Below are 16050 nucleotides of genomic sequence, written 5' to 3'. Positions count from 1 at the left end.
CGATCAGCGCCCGGTGAGTCGCGAGACCGCCTCCGCGACGGAGAGCGGATCGCGATCGCCCGAGCGGCGATCCCAGAGCTCGACCTGGCCGTCCGCGGCGCCACGCCCCACGATCACGATCTGCGGCACGCCGATCAGTTCGGCGTCGCCGAACTTGACGCCGGGCGAGACCTTCGGGCGATCGTCGTAGAGCACGTCGAGCCCCGCCGTCTCCAGCTGGGCAGCGAGCTCGCCTGCGACGTCGAAGGCCACCTGATCCCGACCGGCCGCGACGACCTGCACATCGAAAGGCGAGACCGAGGCCGGCCAGATCAATCCCTTGTCATCGTTGTTGAGCTCGGCGATGATCGCGAGGATGCGGGTGACACCGATGCCGTAGGAGCCCATCGTGACCGTGACGAGCTTGCCGTTCTCGTTCAGCACCTTGAGACCGAGCGCCTCGGCATACTTGCGACCGAGCTGGAAGACGTGCCCGATCTCCATGCCGCGGGCGAGTTCGACCGGACCGGAGCCGTCGGGGGCGGGATCGCCCGCACGGACGTTCGCGATCTCCACGATCCCGTCCGCCACGAAGTCGCGGCCGGCCACCACGGAGTGGGCGTGCTTCTGATCGATGTTCGCACCGGTGATCCAGCTGGTGCCCTCACTCACGCGGGGGTCGACCAGGTAGCGGATCTCCGTGGCCGACTCCTCGCCGAGCACGGCGCCGGTCTCGGACCACGGGCCGATGTAGCCCTTGACCAGCAGCGGATGCGCCAGGAAGTCCTCCGGCGTCGCCGTCTCGACCTCGGCCGGCGCGAACGCCACCTCGGCGCGCTTGGGGTCGACCTCGCGGTCGCCCGGGATGCCGACGACGACGAGTTCGCGGGAACCGTCGAGGTGCCGGAGTGCGAGGACGACGTTCTTGAGCGTGTCGGCCGCCGTGACATCGCGGTCGAGCACGACCTTCGCGTGGGCGACCAGGGTCTCGATCGTCGGAGTGTCGGGCGAGTCGAAGACCACCGGACGCGCGTCGGCGTCGAACGCGATCGGCTCGGGGACGGCAGTCGTGAACGCCTCGACGTTCGCCGCGTATCCGCCGGCACTGCGCACGAAGGTGTCCTCGCCGACCGGCGTCGGGTGCAGGAACTCCTCGCTGCGGGAACCGCCCATGGCGCCGGCATCCGCCTGCACGATCACATATTCGAGGCCCAGGCGCTGGAAGATGCGCTCGTACGCGTCGCGCTGCGCCTGGTAGCTGACGTCGAGCCCCTCGTCGGAGGCATCGAACGAGTAGGCGTCTTTCATCGTGAACTCGCGCCCGCGGAGCAGGCCGGCGCGCGGACGCGCCTCGTCGCGGTACTTGTCCTGGATCTGATAGATCGTCAGGGGCAGGTCCTTGTACGAGGAGTACAGGTCCTTGACCAGGAGGGTGAACGCCTCCTCGTGCGTGGGCGCGAGCAGGTAGTCGCCGCCCTTGCGGTCCTGGAGGCGGAAGAGCAGATCGCCGTATTCGTCCCACCGCCCGGTCGCCTGGTACGCCTCGCGGGGCATCAGCGCCGGGAAGTGCACCTCCTGGGCGCCGGCGGCGGCCATCTCGTCGCGGACGACCTTCTCGATCTTCGCCTTCACGCGCAGCCCGAGCGGCAGCCAGGCGAAGATGCCCGACGCCTGCGGGCGGATGTACCCGGCGCGGATCAGCAGCTTGTGGCTGGAGACCTCGGCGCCTGCCGGGTCTTCACGGAGTGTGCGGAGGAAGAAATTCGAGAGACGAGTGACCACGGGCCAAGTCTAGTGACCCGTGGCCCTCGTCTTCGCGGGCGCCTCCGGGCGGGCGCTCCGTCCGGAACGGCCTCCCCGCGGTCAGTTCAACGCGGGGAGCCCGGACGGCACGACGCCGCCCTTGTACAGGCTCGCGGCGAGCTCCTGGAGCGCCGTGAGCGCAACCCGCTGCGGAAGCGGCCCGTAGGAGATGCGGGCGACGCCGATCTTCTCGTACTCCGAGGCGGCCAGTGCCCCCGGGACGCCGATGACGCTGATCTTGCGCTCTCCGATGCCCTCGACCAGCTGGCGCGTCACATTCGCATCCAGCAGACCGGGGATGAACACCGACGTCGCGCCCGCGTCGATGAAGGCGCGGCCCCGCTGGATCGCATCCGCGACGCTCTCCTGGACGGGGCGTCCGCCGGAGCGGACGAAGGCGTCGGTGCGGGCGTTGAGCGCGAACGGCACGCCCTCGGCCTCGGCAGCCTTCACGATCGCCTCGACCGCGGCGACCGACTCGTCGAGCGGCTTGAGCCGGTCTTCGACGTTGGCACCGACGACGCCGGCGCCGATCGCGAGGCGGGCGGTCTCCCCCGCGTCGCCGTATCCGTCGTCGAGATCGGCGGTGACCGGGACCCGGACGGCAGCGGCGATGCGCCCGACCATGTCGATCATCACCTCGCGCGGCGTGGCTCCGTCCTCATAGCCGAAGGAGGCGGCGATGCCGTGTCCGGCGGTGGCGATCGCGTGCGTCTCGGGGAGAGCGGCGACGGCGCGAGCCGACACGACATCCCACACGTTCACGACGCGGAGGATCTCCGGAGCGTCATAGAGTCCGATCAGGGTCTGGGCTTTCGAAGCTGCAGTGGTCATGCCTCCACGCTAACGCGGGCTCCCGACCTCGGGGCCGGAGCACGCGGAACGCGTTCGAGGCGACCTAGGGTGGGGGCATGCCTCAGCGCCGATCGCACGTCGCCTCCTCCGCCGCCCAGACCGAGCTCGCCGCCGCCCTGGCAGCCCTGCGCGAGTCATCGGATGCACCGGTCGGATTCCCGGCCGATGTCCTCGCCGAGGCCGAGGCGTCCACCGCCACCGCCCCGGACCTCGACCTGCGGGACGTCCCCTTCGCGACCCTCGATCCGGAGGGCTCTCGCGACCTCGACCAGGCGTTCCACCTCGAGCGTCGCGGCCGCGACGGTTACACCGTGCGATATGCCATCGCCGATGTCCCCGGCTTCGTCACCCCGGGTGGAGCGGTGGACACGGAAGCCCGTCGTCGCGGTCAGACGCTGTACGCGGCGGACGGCTCGATCCCGCTGCACCCGCGCGTGCTCAGCGAGGATCGCGCGTCGCTGCTGGCAGATGTGGAGCGCCCGGCGCTGGTGTGGACCTTCGCACTCGACGACGCGGGCAGCGTCTCCGACTTCCGTCTGGAGCGCGCGCTCATCCGCTCGCGCGGTCAGCTGGAGTACGTCACGACGCAGCAGATGCTCGACCGCGGTGACGAGGGGCCCTGGACGCTGCTGCCGGAGATCGGCGCACTGCGGATCGAACAGGAGCGCCTCCGCGGCGGGGCGAGCCTCAACCTCCCCGACGAGGAGGTCGTGCGCGCGGACGACGGCTCCTACGCGATCGAGCGGCGGCACCCGCTCCCCGTCGAGGAGTGGAACGCGCAGCTGTCTCTGATGACGGGGATGGCGGCCGCCTCGGTGATGCTCGACGCCGGCGTCGGGGTCCTGCGCACCATGCCGGAACCGGACGAGAAGTCCTTCGAGGCGTTCCGCCATCAGACCGAGGCTCTCGGCCGCCCCTGGACGACCGGTCGCTACGGCGACTATCTGCGGGAACTCGATCGCGCCGATCCGATGACGCTCCCCGTCCTGGAGGCGGCGGCCATGCTGTTCCGGGGCGCGGGCTATGCGGTCTTCGACGGCACCGCGCCGGAGGACACCGTGCAGGCGGCGATCGGAGCGCCCTACGCCCATGCCACCGCTCCCCTGCGCCGGCTGGTCGATCGCTGGTCCCTCGCGATCTGTCTCGACACCGCGAACGGCCAGGGCGCTCCCGCGTGGGCGCGCGACTCCCTCGGCGACCTTCCGTCTCTCATGCAGCAGTCCGGACAGCGGGCATCGCAACTGAACTCCGCGACCGTCAACGCGGTCGAGGCCGCCCTGCTCACGCCGCTCGTCGGCCGCACCCTCGCGGCGACCGTGATCGAGCTGCGCGGAGACGACCGCGCGTCAATCCAGATCGCCGATCCGGCGGTGACGGCATCCGCTCCCCTGCCGGCGGGCGCCGCCCCGGGGGACGTCATCTCGCTGCGGGTCGTGAGCGCCGAGATCGCCCGGGGAGAGATCGAGTTCGCACTCTGACCCCGCGGGGCCTCAGCCGGCCGGCACCGCTGTCGTGGTCATGACCAACAGCTGCGGATCGCTGAGATCGAGCGAGACGGTGATCGAGGAGAATTCCGCGAGCGAGGAGACATGCGTTCCTCCGCAGAGGATCACGGCCTCGCCCTCCGGCAGCGCACAGTGCCACCGGCGCCGGTCGACGATCGTCGGTCCGTCGACCTCGATGCGGCTCGGCGCGGCCGACGCCACCCAGGCGGCCAACTGCGCGTTCACACTCGCCTCGCGCGCCGCGAGAGTCGAGCCGAACGTCTCGGTGTCGAAACCGGCGCGCCGCAGGCTCTTGCCCAGGCGATACTCGTCGACGCTGCCGTCGTCGTGGATCCTGCTGGACTGATTCGCTCGACCTTCGAAGTCGGGCGTGCCCAGTGCATCCGTCCCGGGGTCCTTGCGCCACAGGTCGGCGACGGCCAGGTCGAGCGCGAGCGAGGCGAGATGGCACGCTGTGTGGCCTCGGCTGAGCCCGGCGCGGCGCCCGGCGTCGACGTCGAGACGGACCGAGGCGCCGGCCACGAGCGAGGCCGGAGCGTCGCCGTCCAACCGGTGTCCGACCAGCCACGTCCACCCTTCGGCTCCGCGCTTGACCGGGATGTCCGCGCCCGTCGCGAATTCGCCCGTGTCGCTCACCGCGGCCATGAGCGCTTCCGTGACGTGCGTGCGCTCGGCTCCGATGGTGAGGACGCCGGAATCGCCCGGCTGATCCGGCCAGGTGTGATCCACGGGGTGGAACGGGGTGGTGTCGGTGACGATCACGACGCCGTCCGGGGTCGACTCGACCCGCATGACGAGGCCGTCCGCCGTGAGCGAGCCGTCGGGGAAGGAGACGACGGTGGCAGACATGGAACTCCTCTGGGCGCGAGGTCGGTCAGGGCGCGAGGTCGGTGAGGTGACGACGTCGATCAGGCGTGGGGACGATCAGACCGTGATGACCTGGGCGGTGCCGAGCGCGGCATCCGGCCCCATCTCGGCGGCGATGCGGTTCGCCTCTTCGATCAGCGTGGCGACGATGTCGGCCTCGGGGACGGTCTTGATGACCTCGCCCTTGACGAAGATCTGCCCCTTGCCGTTGCCGGAGGCGACGCCCAGGTCGGCCTCGCGAGCCTCACCGGGGCCGTTCACGACGCAGCCCATCACGGCGACACGCAGCGGCACGGTCATGTCCTTGAGACCCTCCGTCACGTTCTCCGCGAGCGTGTACACATCGACCTGCGCGCGTCCGCACGAGGGGCACGACACGATCTCCAGCTTGCGTTCGCGCAGGTTCAGCGACTGCAGGATCTGGTGGCCGACCTTGACCTCTTCGGCGGGCGGTGCGGAAAGGGAGACACGGATCGTGTCGCCGATTCCTTCGCCGAGCAGGATGCCGAAGGCCGTCGCACTCTTGATGGTGCCCTGGAAGGCGGGTCCCGCCTCGGTGACGCCGAGGTGCAGGGGCCAGTCGCCCCGTTCAGCGAGCAGCCGATAGGCCTTGACCATCACGATCGGGTCGTTGTGCTTGACCGAGATCTTGAAGTCGTGGAAGTCGTGCTCTTCGAAGAGCGAGGCCTCCCAGACGGCGCTCTCCACGAGGGCTTCCGCGGTCGCCTTGCCGTACTTCGTGAGGATGCGGCGGTCGAGGGAGCCCGCGTTCACGCCGATGCGCAACGAGACGCCCGCGGCCTTGGCCGCGGCGGCGATCTTGCCCACGTTGCCGTCGAACTCGCGGATGTTGCCCGGGTTCACGCGCACTGCCCCGCACCCGGCGTCGATCGCGGTGTACACGTAGCGCGGCTGGAAGTGGATGTCGGCGATCACGGGGATCTGGCTCTTCATCGCGATGATCTTGAGCGCATCCGCGTCGTCCTGATGCGGAACGGCGACGCGCACGATCTCGCAGCCGGACGCCGTGAGCTCGGCGATCTGCTGCAGGGTTCCGTTGATGTCGGTCGTCTTGGTCGTGGTCATCGACTGCACGGACACCGGGGCGTTGCCGCCGACGAGCACTTTGCCGACCTTGATCTGACGGGTCTTCCGGCGCGGGGCGAGGACTTCGGGGATCTTCGGCATCCCGAGATTGACTGCTGGCACACCCCGATTCTACGTCCCCCGGATGCACGCGGGCTGGATGCCGGTCGGACGGTGCGCCCCGTCATGCGCCCGGAGCGAACATCCGCGGTGTGATAGTTTCACCCCATGCTCGCGAACGTCACCTGGTGGCCCGCCTCCTAGGCGGTGTGTTCGCGTTCCCACGAATCCAGACCGCCTCCGGGGCGGTCTTTTCGTTTGCGCCGAGCCGGAGCCTTGCACAGGAGACATCGATGACCCTCTCACGACTCGGCGAGCTCAGCCGTGATCCGAACGCGTCCTTCGTCCTGATCGCGCGCGACGGCGCCGACACGGTCGAGCTGCTCAGCGGCGACGTGGTGGACGTCGATCTGCTCGCCGACATCCCGCTCACGATCGACGGGACCGCGCGCGAGGTCTTCTCCCTGGTGCCGTACCGCCAGGTGCGCGAGCGCGGATTCGTCGCCCAGGACGACGGAGCCCCGTTGCGGTGCCTCATCGTCGAGGAGCACCTGCACATCCCGACACCGGAACTGCTCGACGCCCTCCCCTCCTCTCCCGTTCCGCTGCACGACGAGGGCTTCGACATCGCGGACGACGAGTACGCCGCGATCGTCGAGACCGTGATCGCCGACGAGATCGGCCGGGGAGAAGGCGCGAACTTCGTGATCCGCCGCGACTTCACCGCCCGCATCGATGTCGACGACCGCACAGCGGCGCTGACGTGGTTCAGAGCCCTGCTCGCACACGAGCGCGGCGCCTACTGGACCTTCGCCGTCTTCACCCCCGGCCACATCTCGGTGGGGGCCAGCCCGGAGGCTCATGTCGTGGCTCGCGGTGGTGTCGTCACGATGAATCCGATCTCGGGCACCTTCCGTCACCCCGCCGGCGGCTCGACCCGCGAGACGCTGGTCGACTTCCTCTCCTCCACGAAGGAGACGGAAGAGCTGTTCATGGTGGTCGACGAGGAGCTCAAGATGATGAGCGCCGTGTGCTCGGACGGCGGTCGCATCACCGGGCCGCATCTGAAGGAGATGTCCCGCCTGACGCACACCGAGTACATGCTGCGCGGTCGCAGCCGCCTCGACCCGCGCGACATCCTGCGCGAGACCATGTTCGCGCCGACCGTCACGGGCTCGCCGATGCAGAACGCCTGTGCCGTCATCCGTCGCCACGAGCAGAAGCCGCGAGGCTACTACTCCGGCGTCGCGGCACTCTTCACCCCGAACGACCAGGGCGGCCACGATCTCGACGCGCCGATCCTGATCCGCACCGTGTATCTCGAGGACGGTGCTCTGCGGGTTCCTGTCGGTGCCACGCTCGTGCGACACTCGGACCCCCAGGGCGAGGTGAGCGAGACCCACGGCAAGGCTGCGGGAGTGCTCGGCGCGATCGGGGCGATCGACCGGGACCGGGTCGCCGAGGCGCGCAGTGACGCGGACGCGCCCGGTGCGCCGCTCAGCCTCGCCGACGACTCGGTCGTCGCGGAGCTGCTCGCCTCCCGCAATTCGCGACTCGCGGAGTTCTGGCTGAATCCGCAGGACGACGATGCGGTCGGACCGTTCACGGGGCACTCGGCAGTGGTGGTCGACGCCGAGGACCGCTTCACCACGATGCTGGCGCATCAGCTGCGCCACCTCGGGCTCGACGTCGCCATCGCACCGTGGAGCGCGGTGACGGATGCGGAACTCGATGAGGCGGATCTCGTGATCGCCGGACCCGGCCCCGGTGATCCGCGCGACGTCGAGAGCCCGCGCATCGCTCGTATGCGCGCGATCGTCCACCGCCGCATCGACGCCGAGCGTCCTCTGCTCGCCGTGTGCCTCAGCCATCAGATCCTCAGCGACCGGCTGGGCATCGCGCTGACGCCGCTCGCCGCACCGCACCAGGGTCTGCAGAAGTCGATCCCGGTGTTCGGCGAGGACGCCTCGATCGGCTTCTACAACACCTTCACGGCGCGAGTCGCCCCGGGAACGACAGAGGTCGACGGCGCCGAGGTCTCCGCCGACGCGGCGACCGGTGACGTGTACGCCCTCCGCGGAGCGCACTTCTCCTCGGTGCAGGGGCACCTGGAATCCATCCTGTCCCGCGACGGGATCCGCACTCTGGAACGGCTCGTCACCCACGCGCTGAACTGACGCGCGTCGGGGCTCCCGGCCTCAGCCCAGGATGTCGATCGGGCGGAACAGGTCGGCGATGATCAGCAGCGCACCCATCGCGATCAGCAGGGTCGCCACGATCACCGTCAGGGGCACCAGGCGGGTGGCGTCGACCGGCGCAGGCGGGGGCCGGCGGAACAGTTTCGCCCAGCCTCGGCGGATGCCCTCCCACAGTGCGACGACGATGTGACCGCCGTCGAGCGGCAGCAACGGGATGAGGTTGAAGACGAAGAGGGCGATGTTCAGGGATCCCAAGAGGCCGAGCAGCACCGCGAACCGGTTGAGGACGGGTGAGTCCGTCGCCGCGACCTCCCCGGCCAGACGTCCGACTCCGACGACGCTCAGCGGCCCGTTCGGATCTCGTTCCCCGCCGGTCACGAGGGCGACTCCGACGTCCCAGAGGCGCACCGGGAGCGTGACGATGAGCGATCCCACTCGGGCGATGGTGTCGCCCGTCATCTCCACGCCGGCGCCGACGGGCTGCGGGACGAATCCCATCTGCGACGCCATCCCGACGTAACCGACCTCCTTGACGATCTCCTCGCCGCCCTCGTCGAGCAACGGCTGACCGCTCGCGTCGGTCAGCGTGCGCTCCGCGGAGATCGGCGTGATGCGGAGATCCTGTTCGGCGCCGTCGCGGACCACGACCAGATCGAGGGTTTCTCCCGGCGCCGCCTGCACGATCGCGGTGGCCTCGGCGAACGTCGAGACCGGTGTGCCGTCGATCGACACCAGGACGTCGCCCGGCATGATGCCGGCCTCGGCGGCGGGTGTCGCGGGATCATCCGGCTGACACTCGGTCTGGGCCGATCCCGCCGGGACCACGCACTCGTTGACCGAGGCGATCGTGGTCGTCCCCTGCTGCACGCCGATCCCGGAGACCAGCACGGTGAAGATCACCACCGCGAGGAACAGGTTCATGAGCGGCCCGCCGAGCATCACGATCACGCGCTTCCAGACCGGCAGGCGGTAGAACACACGGTCCTCGGCACCCTCGGCGATCGTCTCGTCGTTGACCGAGCGCGCATCCTGGATCAGCGAGCGGAACAGTCCCTTGGCCGGGCCGGTGCTGCTCGACGCCGGGTACATCCCCGACATCGAGATGAATCCGCCGACGGGCAGCAGCTTGACGCCGTACTCGGTCTCGCCGATGCGCTTCGACCACAGACGCGGTCCGAAGCCGATCATGTACTGACCGACGCGCACGCCGAAGAGCTTCGCGGGGACGAGATGGCCCACCTCGTGCAGACCGATCGACAATCCGAGACCGATGAGCATGAAGAGGATGCCACCCAGATAGAGGAGGATTTCCACCTGCTCACGGTACAGGGCCGCGTCTAGGAATCCGCCCACACGCGTCGGGGATCGCCGGTGTTCCCGGCCGGGCCGCACCGGGAACCGCGCCCTGCCGTGAGATCATGGATGCGACATGTCGATTGAACAACAACCGAGCCTGCCTCCCGTGCTCCGCCCCGCGAACCCGCCCCGGCGTGAGCTGTCCGAACTCGCTTCTCGTTTCGCCCGCGAGGTGCGCGGCGAGGTGAGCGGCGTCGCCGTCTCCGGCATCACGCTGGCGACGGCCGATCTCCGCCCCGGCGAGGCCTTCGTGGCGATCCAGGGGGTGAACCGTCACGGCGCAGAGTTCTCGGCAACCGCTGCCGAGAAGGGTGCCGTCGCGATCATCACCGATGAAGCCGGCGCGGGCATCGCCGCGTCCGCCGGCCTTCCCGTGCTCGTCGTGGACGACCCGCGCAGTGTGCTCGGGGGCCTCAGCGCCTGGGTGTACGGCACCGAGGCCACCGATCCGCTCCCCCTGCTGTTCGCGACCACGGGGACCAACGGCAAGACCAGCGTGTCGCATCTGCTGGAGGGCATCCTCGATCAGCTCGGCGTCGTCGCGGGGCTCTCCTCGACGGCCGAGCGGCACATCGCCGGCGAGGTCATCGTCTCGCGGCTCACCACCCCCGAGGCCTCCGAGATGCACGCCCTCCTCGCCCTCATGCGCGAGCGGGATGTCGAGGCAGTCGCCGTCGAGGTCAGCGCGCAGGCGCTCTCGCGGCATCGTGTCGACGGCCTCGTCTTCGACGTCGCCGGATTCACCAACCTCAGCCACGACCACCTCGACGACTACGCCGACATGGAGGAGTACTTCGAGGCGAAGCTTCCGCTGTTCCGACCGGATCGGGCGCGGCGCGGCGTCGTCTGCCTCGACTCCGCCGCCGGGGCGACCGTGGTCGATCGCTCCGAGATCCCCGTGGTCACGGTCGGCACGCCGTCGATCGCCGCGGATCCGGATGCCGCGGCGAAGGCCGACTGGGTCGTCGTGATCGACGACGAACGCGCCTCGGGGACCACATTCACGATGACCGGCCCATCCGGCGCGCTCACCACCACGGTTCCCGTCATCGGGCCGCACATGGCAGCCAACGCCGCTCTCGCGATCGTGATGCTGCACGAGGGCGGGTACGCCTGGGAGCGCATCGCGCAGGCGCTGGACCGCGACGGCGGCATCCGCGCGTACCTGCCCGGGCGGACGCAACTGGTCTCCGGCGACCGCGGCCCGGCCGTGTTCGTCGACTTCGGACACTCCCCCGACGCCTTCGAGAAGACCCTGGCCGCCGTCCGTCGGGTGACCCCCGGCCGGGTCGTCATGCTGTTCGGCGCCGACGGAGACCGCGACGCCAGCAAACGCTACGACATGGCACGGACCGCCGTCGACGGCAGCGACATCCTCGTCGTCACGGATCACCATCCGCGCTTCGAGGATCCCGAGTCGATCAGGGCGACGCTCATCGCCGGTGCACGCGAGGCGCGACCGGATGCCGAGATACACGAGTATTCGCCGCCGGAGCGGGCGATCGTCGCCGCCGTCGCTCTCGTCGGCGAGGGCGACGCGATCCTGTGGGCCGGACCGGGGCATCAGGACTATCGGGACATCCGGGGCGTCCGCACCCCGTACTCCGCGCGCGAACTGGCACGGCGTGCTCTCAAGGCAGCGGGCTGGCCGGTGCCCGACTCGCATTGGCCGGTGCCCTACGCCGACGAGGACTGACGCTCCGCGAGCGGTCTCGCGCGCGCCTCAGGACGCGCCGGCGATGAGGCGGTCGGCGGTGTCGCGGGCCCACAGCTCCGCGGCATGCAGCGTCTCGACCGTGAGCGCGTCGGGCGGCTCGTGCGCGTCGACGACCCGAGCGATCGTGTCGACGATGCCGAGGAACGGCAGCCGTCCGTCGTGGAAGGCGTGGACGGCCTGCTCGTTCGCCGCGTTGTAGACGGCCGGGAAGGTCTGTCCGGCTCGGCCCACCGACTTCGCCAGAGCGACCGCGGGGAATGCGGTGTCATCGAGGGGTTCGAACGTCCATGACGTGGCCGCCGTCCAGTCGATCGGTGCGCCGACGCCGCCGACACGGTGCGGCCAGTCGAGCCCGAGGGAGATCGGCAGGCGCATGTCGGGCGGCGAGGCCTGCGCGATCGTCGACCCGTCGATGAACTCGACCATGGAGTGCACGATCGACTGCGGGTGCACCACCACCTCGATGTCGTCGTACGGGACGTCGAAGAGAAGATGCGCCTCGATCACCTCGAGGCCTTTGTTCACGAGGGTCGCCGAGTTCGTCGTCACCATCCGGCCCATGTCCCAGGTCGGGTGCGCCAGCGCCTCGGCGGGGGTGACGGACTCCATGTCGGCACGACCGCGTCCGCGGAAGGGTCCGCCCGATGCCGTCACGACGAGCCGTCGGACCTCATCGCGACCGCCGCTGCGCAATGCCTGCGCGATGGCGGAGTGCTCCGAGTCGACCGGGACGATCTGCCCGGGCGCGGCCGCAGCCTGCACCAGCTGACCCCCCACGATCAGGGATTCCTTGTTCGCAAGAGCGAGCGTCCGCCCGGCCTCGAGCGCGGCGAGCGTCGAACCGAGACCGATGGATCCCGTGATCGCGTTGAGGACCACATCCGCGTCGACGTCGCGGACCAGCTGCTCCGCCTCGTCCGCGCCGAGCGCGGTGTGCTCCACCTGGAACTGCGCTGCCTGGGCCGCCATCATCTCGGCGTTCGTGCCCGCTGCGAGACCCACGAGCTCGAAGCGACGAGGGTTCGCGCGGATCACGTCCAACGCCTGAGTGCCGATGGAGCCGGTGGAGCCGAGGACGATGATGCGACGCATGTCGCCAGCCTATGTCACGCGGCGCGAGCGCCTCTTCCCGGCAGAGGCCCGAGACTCACTGGCCCTGAACCGGGGTGGTCGCGAGGATGTCCACGACGAACACGAGGCTCTCCTCCTGGAGTTCGTTGCCCTCGGAAGCGCCGTACGCGTCGGCCGGCGGCATCTGGACCACGACCTGGGAGCCCACCTTCTGCCCTTCGAGCGCGGTGCGGAACCCGGTCACGACACCCGTGGTCTGGAACTGCGAGGGCACGGCGTCGCGGCCCCAGCTGGAGTCGAACTCCTCGCCGTCCGACCACTTGACTCCGCGGTACTGGACCACCACGAGGTCGCCCGAGGCGACCGTCGCTCCGTCACCCTGCTTGAGCACGGCGACCTTCGTCTCGGTCGGCTCGTCGCCGTCCGGGATGGTGATGGTCGGCGCGCCGTCGTCATCCAGCTCGACCGTCGGCATCCCGGGTGTCGGGTCGACCGGTGTGCCGGTGGCGACCTCGGGCAGGTGCTCCACGGCTTCCGCATAGACGACGACGTTGCTCGCTCCTTCGCCGAGAACGCTGCTCGGCAGCGCCAGCACGGTCTGGGTGCCGACCGGCTCGCACTCCAGCGCGGCGACGAACAGCGACGACTGGTTGGTGTCGAGGAGCACGGGGAGGAGGCCGTCCTCGCCCCGCACGGACGAGTCGAGCACCTCGCCGGTCGCGGCATCCACGATCTGATAGCGGACCGACACGAGGTCGTTGACGCCGATCTCCTCGCCGTCGCCGGCCGAGACCACCGTGCGCTCCACCCCGGCGAACGCGGCGTCGGCGGGAACGCTCACCGTGGCGTCGGCACCTTCACCGTCGATCACGACCGCATCGGAGGTGGCGCCCGGCTGTGCGTCGAGGGCGCATTCGTTGGCAGCGGGGTCCGGCGTGCTCGACGCCTCCGGCGAGCCGCCCCCGGCGCAACCGGAGAGCAGCAGGGTCGCCGCGGCGACCGTGGACAGGATGACGAGCGGACGCTTGCGCACAGTGAGACCTCTGATTCGCGGGCAGGACATCCCATCCTCTCGCATTCCCCTTTGCTCGCGCTGTGAGACGCGCTCGAGCGTTCATTCCAACGAAGACATGGATCCGGGGGTAACCTGCTCTGATGACCTCTGAGCCGTCCGTCGAGCCCGAATCCGTGCCAGACGAGACGACGCCGGAGGAGACTGCGAAGCCTCGCCACGCCGGTTTCGCCTACTCGCTGGGTCGCGGACTGATCACCCCGCTCGCGCGCCTCGTCTACCGACCGCGCATCGAGGGACGTGACCGGGTGCCGCAGACCGGCGCAGTGATCTTCGCCAGCAACCACCTCTCGTTCATCGACTCGATCGCGATCCCGGTGGCGGCACCGCGTCCGGTGCACTTCCTGGCGAAGTCGAGTTACTTCGAGGGAACCGGCTTCCGCGGCTGGCTGAGCAAGACGTTCTTCGAATCCATCGGCGCGATCCCGGTCCGGCGCGGGGCGGGCCAGGCCGCGCTCGATGCCCTCGACCTCCAGCGCCAGCTGCTTGACGACGGACTTGCCGTGGCGCTCTACCCGGAGGGCACGCGCTCCACCGACGGACGTCTCTACAAAGGACGCACGGGCGTGGCCTTCCTCGCTCTGCAGACCGGCGCTCCCGTCGTGCCGGTGGGACTCGTCGGCACTGACAAGGTGATGCCGGTCGGCGCCACGGTCCCGCGCATCTCGGAGCGGATCACGGTCCGATTCGGCGAGCCCCTCGACCTCTCCCCGCACGGCCCCGCCACGAGCGGACGGGCGCGACGACTCGCCACCGACGAGATCATGGCCGCGATCCACGCGCTCTCCGGTCAGGAACTCGCGGGTGCCTACAACGAGGCCCCCGCGCAGAGCACCATCGAGAAGATCAAGCAGGCGCTGCCGCACGAACGGCGCTGACGGCTCCCCCGCTCAGCTCCCCGCGGTCACGGTCGCCTCGTGGCGGACCGGGAAGTTCACGGAGTTCGCGATGAAGCACCACTCGTTCGCCTGCACGTGCGCCTGTTCGGCGGCCTCGATCATCGATGCGTCGGCGACGATGACTTCCGGGCGCAGCATGACCTCGACGAAAGCTCCCCCGCCCGCGCCGTTCTCGCGCATGACTCCGCTCGCGGTATCCCGGTAGGAGACCACCACCACGCCGGCCGTCACGCAGGCGTGCAGGTACGACAGCAGGTGGCACTCGGACAGAGAGGCGAGCAGGAGGTCCTCGGGGTTCCACCGCGTCGGATCACCACGGAAGGGCTTGTCGGCGGAGGCGAGGAGATCGGGTTTGCCCTCGACCTCGATCGTCACGTCTCGCCGGTATGCGCGGTACCCGCTCGTACCCGTGCCGCTGTTGCCCGTCCACGTGGACGTCACGGCGTATCGATGCTCGCCGAGGATGTGAGATGCGCCAGCCATGCGGACCAGTCTGCCATCCGTCTCCGGCGCCGTGCACGGACGCAGCGGCGACCACCCCGGAGATGGGGGCGGTTACCCCGGAGGTAGGCTTGTCGGGTGCTGGAGACTCTGACTGTGCAGGATGCCGTGGAACTCGCCGTCGTCGAGCGAAGCGGATTCGTCGAATCCCGCCATGCGGGAGCGGCGGTGGTGCTCTCACCGGACGGCGACGTCATCGCCCGGCACGGCAATCCCGATGCCCTGATCCTCCCGCGCTCGAGCCTCAAGCCGCTGCAGGCCATCGCCTGCATCACCGCGGGCGCCGTGCTCGAGGGCGAGCAGCTGGCGCTTTCGACGGCCAGCCACACCGGGACCGACCGGCACGCGGAGACCGTGCGCGACATGCTCACCGAGGGCGGACTCACCGAGGACCATCTCGGTTGCCCTGTGGCCTGGCCGACCGACACCGCGACGCGCGACGACATGGTGCGCGAGCACGGCGCCCAGGCTCGTATCCGCATGAACTGTTCCGGCAAGCACGCCGCGATGCTCCGCGCCTGCGTGGCGACAGGCTGGCCCACCGACGGCTACCTCGATCCCGCCCACCCGCTGCAGGCACACATCCGCGACGTGATCGAGCGACTCACCGGCGAGAAGGTGGCGCATCTCGCGATCGACGGCTGCGGCGCCCCGGTGTACGCGATCACGCTCCTCGGGCTCACGCGCGCGATCCACCGCATCGGAACCGCATCCGACCGCTCCCCCTTCGCGCTGCATCGGGTCGCGGGCTCGCTCGTTCGCGCCGTGCGCGAGCACCCCTGGACCATCGAGGGTCCTGGTCGCCCTGACACGATCGCGACAGAGAAGCTCGGGGTGTTCACGAAGGGCGGAGCGGAGGGCGTCATGGTGATGGTCGCCCCGAACGGCACGACCGTCGGCCTGAAGATGCTCGACGGCTCGGCACGCGCTTCGACGCTCGTCGCGGCGACGTTGCTCGCTCGCGCGGGCGCGCTCTCCGATGCGGATGTGGCATCGCTGACGGATGCCCTGACGCTCGGCGTGCTCGGCGGCGGCGTCGAGGTCGGTCGCATCCGTGTCGGCGCAGGCATCTGAGCTTCGG

13 protein-coding genes are annotated in these 16050 nt (G+C 69.8%); 5 read left to right on the top strand and 8 right to left on the bottom strand.

What is annotated here, in order from left to right:
• Window positions 1-3: 3 nt before the first annotated feature.
• Together ACWA14_RS06100 and ACWA14_RS06095 are read right to left on the bottom strand one after the other, a co-directional pair.
• Window positions 4-1761, bottom strand: a complete 1758-nt coding sequence (locus tag ACWA14_RS06100) for a proline--tRNA ligase (RefSeq protein WP_463796775.1) — start codon at window positions 1759-1761, stop codon at window positions 4-6.
• Between the two features lie 81 nt (window positions 1762-1842).
• Window positions 1843-2616: an isocitrate lyase/PEP mutase family protein gene (locus tag ACWA14_RS06095; protein ID WP_463796773.1), complete on the bottom strand. Its 774-nt coding sequence runs from the start codon at window positions 2614-2616 to the stop codon at window positions 1843-1845.
• Window positions 2617-2693: 77 nt separating this feature from the next.
• On the opposite strand from ACWA14_RS06095, the gene ACWA14_RS06090 reads away from it, so the two are divergent.
• Window positions 2694-4115, top strand: a complete 1422-nt coding sequence (locus ACWA14_RS06090; protein ID WP_463796770.1) for an RNB domain-containing ribonuclease — start codon at window positions 2694-2696, stop codon at window positions 4113-4115.
• A gap of 12 nt (window positions 4116-4127) precedes the next feature.
• Here the strand turns inward: ACWA14_RS06090 and ACWA14_RS06085 are convergent, their stop codons facing one another.
• Window positions 4128-4991: an alanyl-tRNA editing protein gene (locus tag ACWA14_RS06085; RefSeq protein WP_463796768.1), complete on the bottom strand. Its 864-nt coding sequence runs from the start codon at window positions 4989-4991 to the stop codon at window positions 4128-4130.
• Between the two features lie 75 nt (window positions 4992-5066).
• Entirely contained in the window at window positions 5067-6218 is a 1152-nt protein-coding gene (gene ispG / locus ACWA14_RS06080) for a flavodoxin-dependent (E)-4-hydroxy-3-methylbut-2-enyl-diphosphate synthase (protein ID WP_463796767.1), read from the bottom strand.
• A 230-nt stretch (window positions 6219-6448) separates the two neighbouring features.
• Between ispG and ACWA14_RS06075 the strand changes: the two genes are divergently transcribed.
• Window positions 6449-8332 carry a chorismate-binding protein gene (locus ACWA14_RS06075; protein WP_463796765.1) on the top strand — a complete coding sequence of 628 codons (1884 nt, stop codon included), beginning with the start codon at window positions 6449-6451 and terminating at the stop codon, window positions 8330-8332.
• 21 nt (window positions 8333-8353) lie between these two features.
• Here ACWA14_RS06075 and ACWA14_RS06070 read toward each other — a convergent pair whose 3' ends face one another.
• Window positions 8354-9667 (bottom strand): M50 family metallopeptidase, encoded by a 1314-nt coding sequence (locus ACWA14_RS06070; protein ID WP_463796763.1) that lies wholly within the window; start codon window positions 9665-9667, stop codon window positions 8354-8356.
• Window positions 9668-9782: 115 nt separating this feature from the next.
• On the opposite strand from ACWA14_RS06070, the gene ACWA14_RS06065 reads away from it, so the two are divergent.
• Window positions 9783-11405: a Mur ligase family protein gene (locus tag ACWA14_RS06065; RefSeq protein ID WP_463796762.1), complete on the top strand. Its 1623-nt coding sequence runs from the start codon at window positions 9783-9785 to the stop codon at window positions 11403-11405.
• A 27-nt stretch (window positions 11406-11432) separates the two neighbouring features.
• On the opposite strand, the gene dxr is transcribed toward ACWA14_RS06065, so the two are convergent.
• Together dxr and ACWA14_RS06055 are read right to left on the bottom strand one after the other, a co-directional pair.
• Entirely contained in the window at window positions 11433-12518 is a 1086-nt protein-coding gene (gene dxr, locus ACWA14_RS06060) for a 1-deoxy-D-xylulose-5-phosphate reductoisomerase (RefSeq protein ID WP_463796760.1), read from the bottom strand.
• Between the two features lie 55 nt (window positions 12519-12573).
• Window positions 12574-13530: an FKBP-type peptidyl-prolyl cis-trans isomerase gene (locus ACWA14_RS06055; RefSeq protein ID WP_463796758.1), complete on the bottom strand. Its 957-nt coding sequence runs from the start codon at window positions 13528-13530 to the stop codon at window positions 12574-12576.
• Window positions 13531-13652: 122 nt separating this feature from the next.
• On the opposite strand from ACWA14_RS06055, the gene ACWA14_RS06050 reads away from it, so the two are divergent.
• On the top strand, window positions 13653-14447 hold the full coding sequence (locus ACWA14_RS06050) for a lysophospholipid acyltransferase family protein (protein WP_463796755.1): 795 nt from the start codon (window positions 13653-13655) through the stop codon (window positions 14445-14447).
• Between the two features lie 12 nt (window positions 14448-14459).
• Here the strand turns inward: ACWA14_RS06050 and ACWA14_RS06045 are convergent, their stop codons facing one another.
• The gene (locus ACWA14_RS06045; protein ID WP_463796753.1) at window positions 14460-14951 is read right to left on the bottom strand and encodes an OsmC family protein; all 492 of its coding nucleotides are present in this window, start codon (window positions 14949-14951) and stop codon (window positions 14460-14462) included.
• A gap of 96 nt (window positions 14952-15047) precedes the next feature.
• On the opposite strand from ACWA14_RS06045, the gene ACWA14_RS06040 reads away from it, so the two are divergent.
• Window positions 15048-16043 carry an asparaginase gene (locus ACWA14_RS06040; RefSeq protein WP_463796750.1) on the top strand — a complete coding sequence of 332 codons (996 nt, stop codon included), beginning with the start codon at window positions 15048-15050 and terminating at the stop codon, window positions 16041-16043.
• Window positions 16044-16050 lie beyond the last annotated feature (7 nt).

This window comes from Microbacterium sp. TW_SC_2, assembly GCF_055361165.1.
The sequence above is the reverse complement of the archived record's forward strand: the minus strand, read 5'-3'. Positions and strand labels throughout refer to the sequence as shown.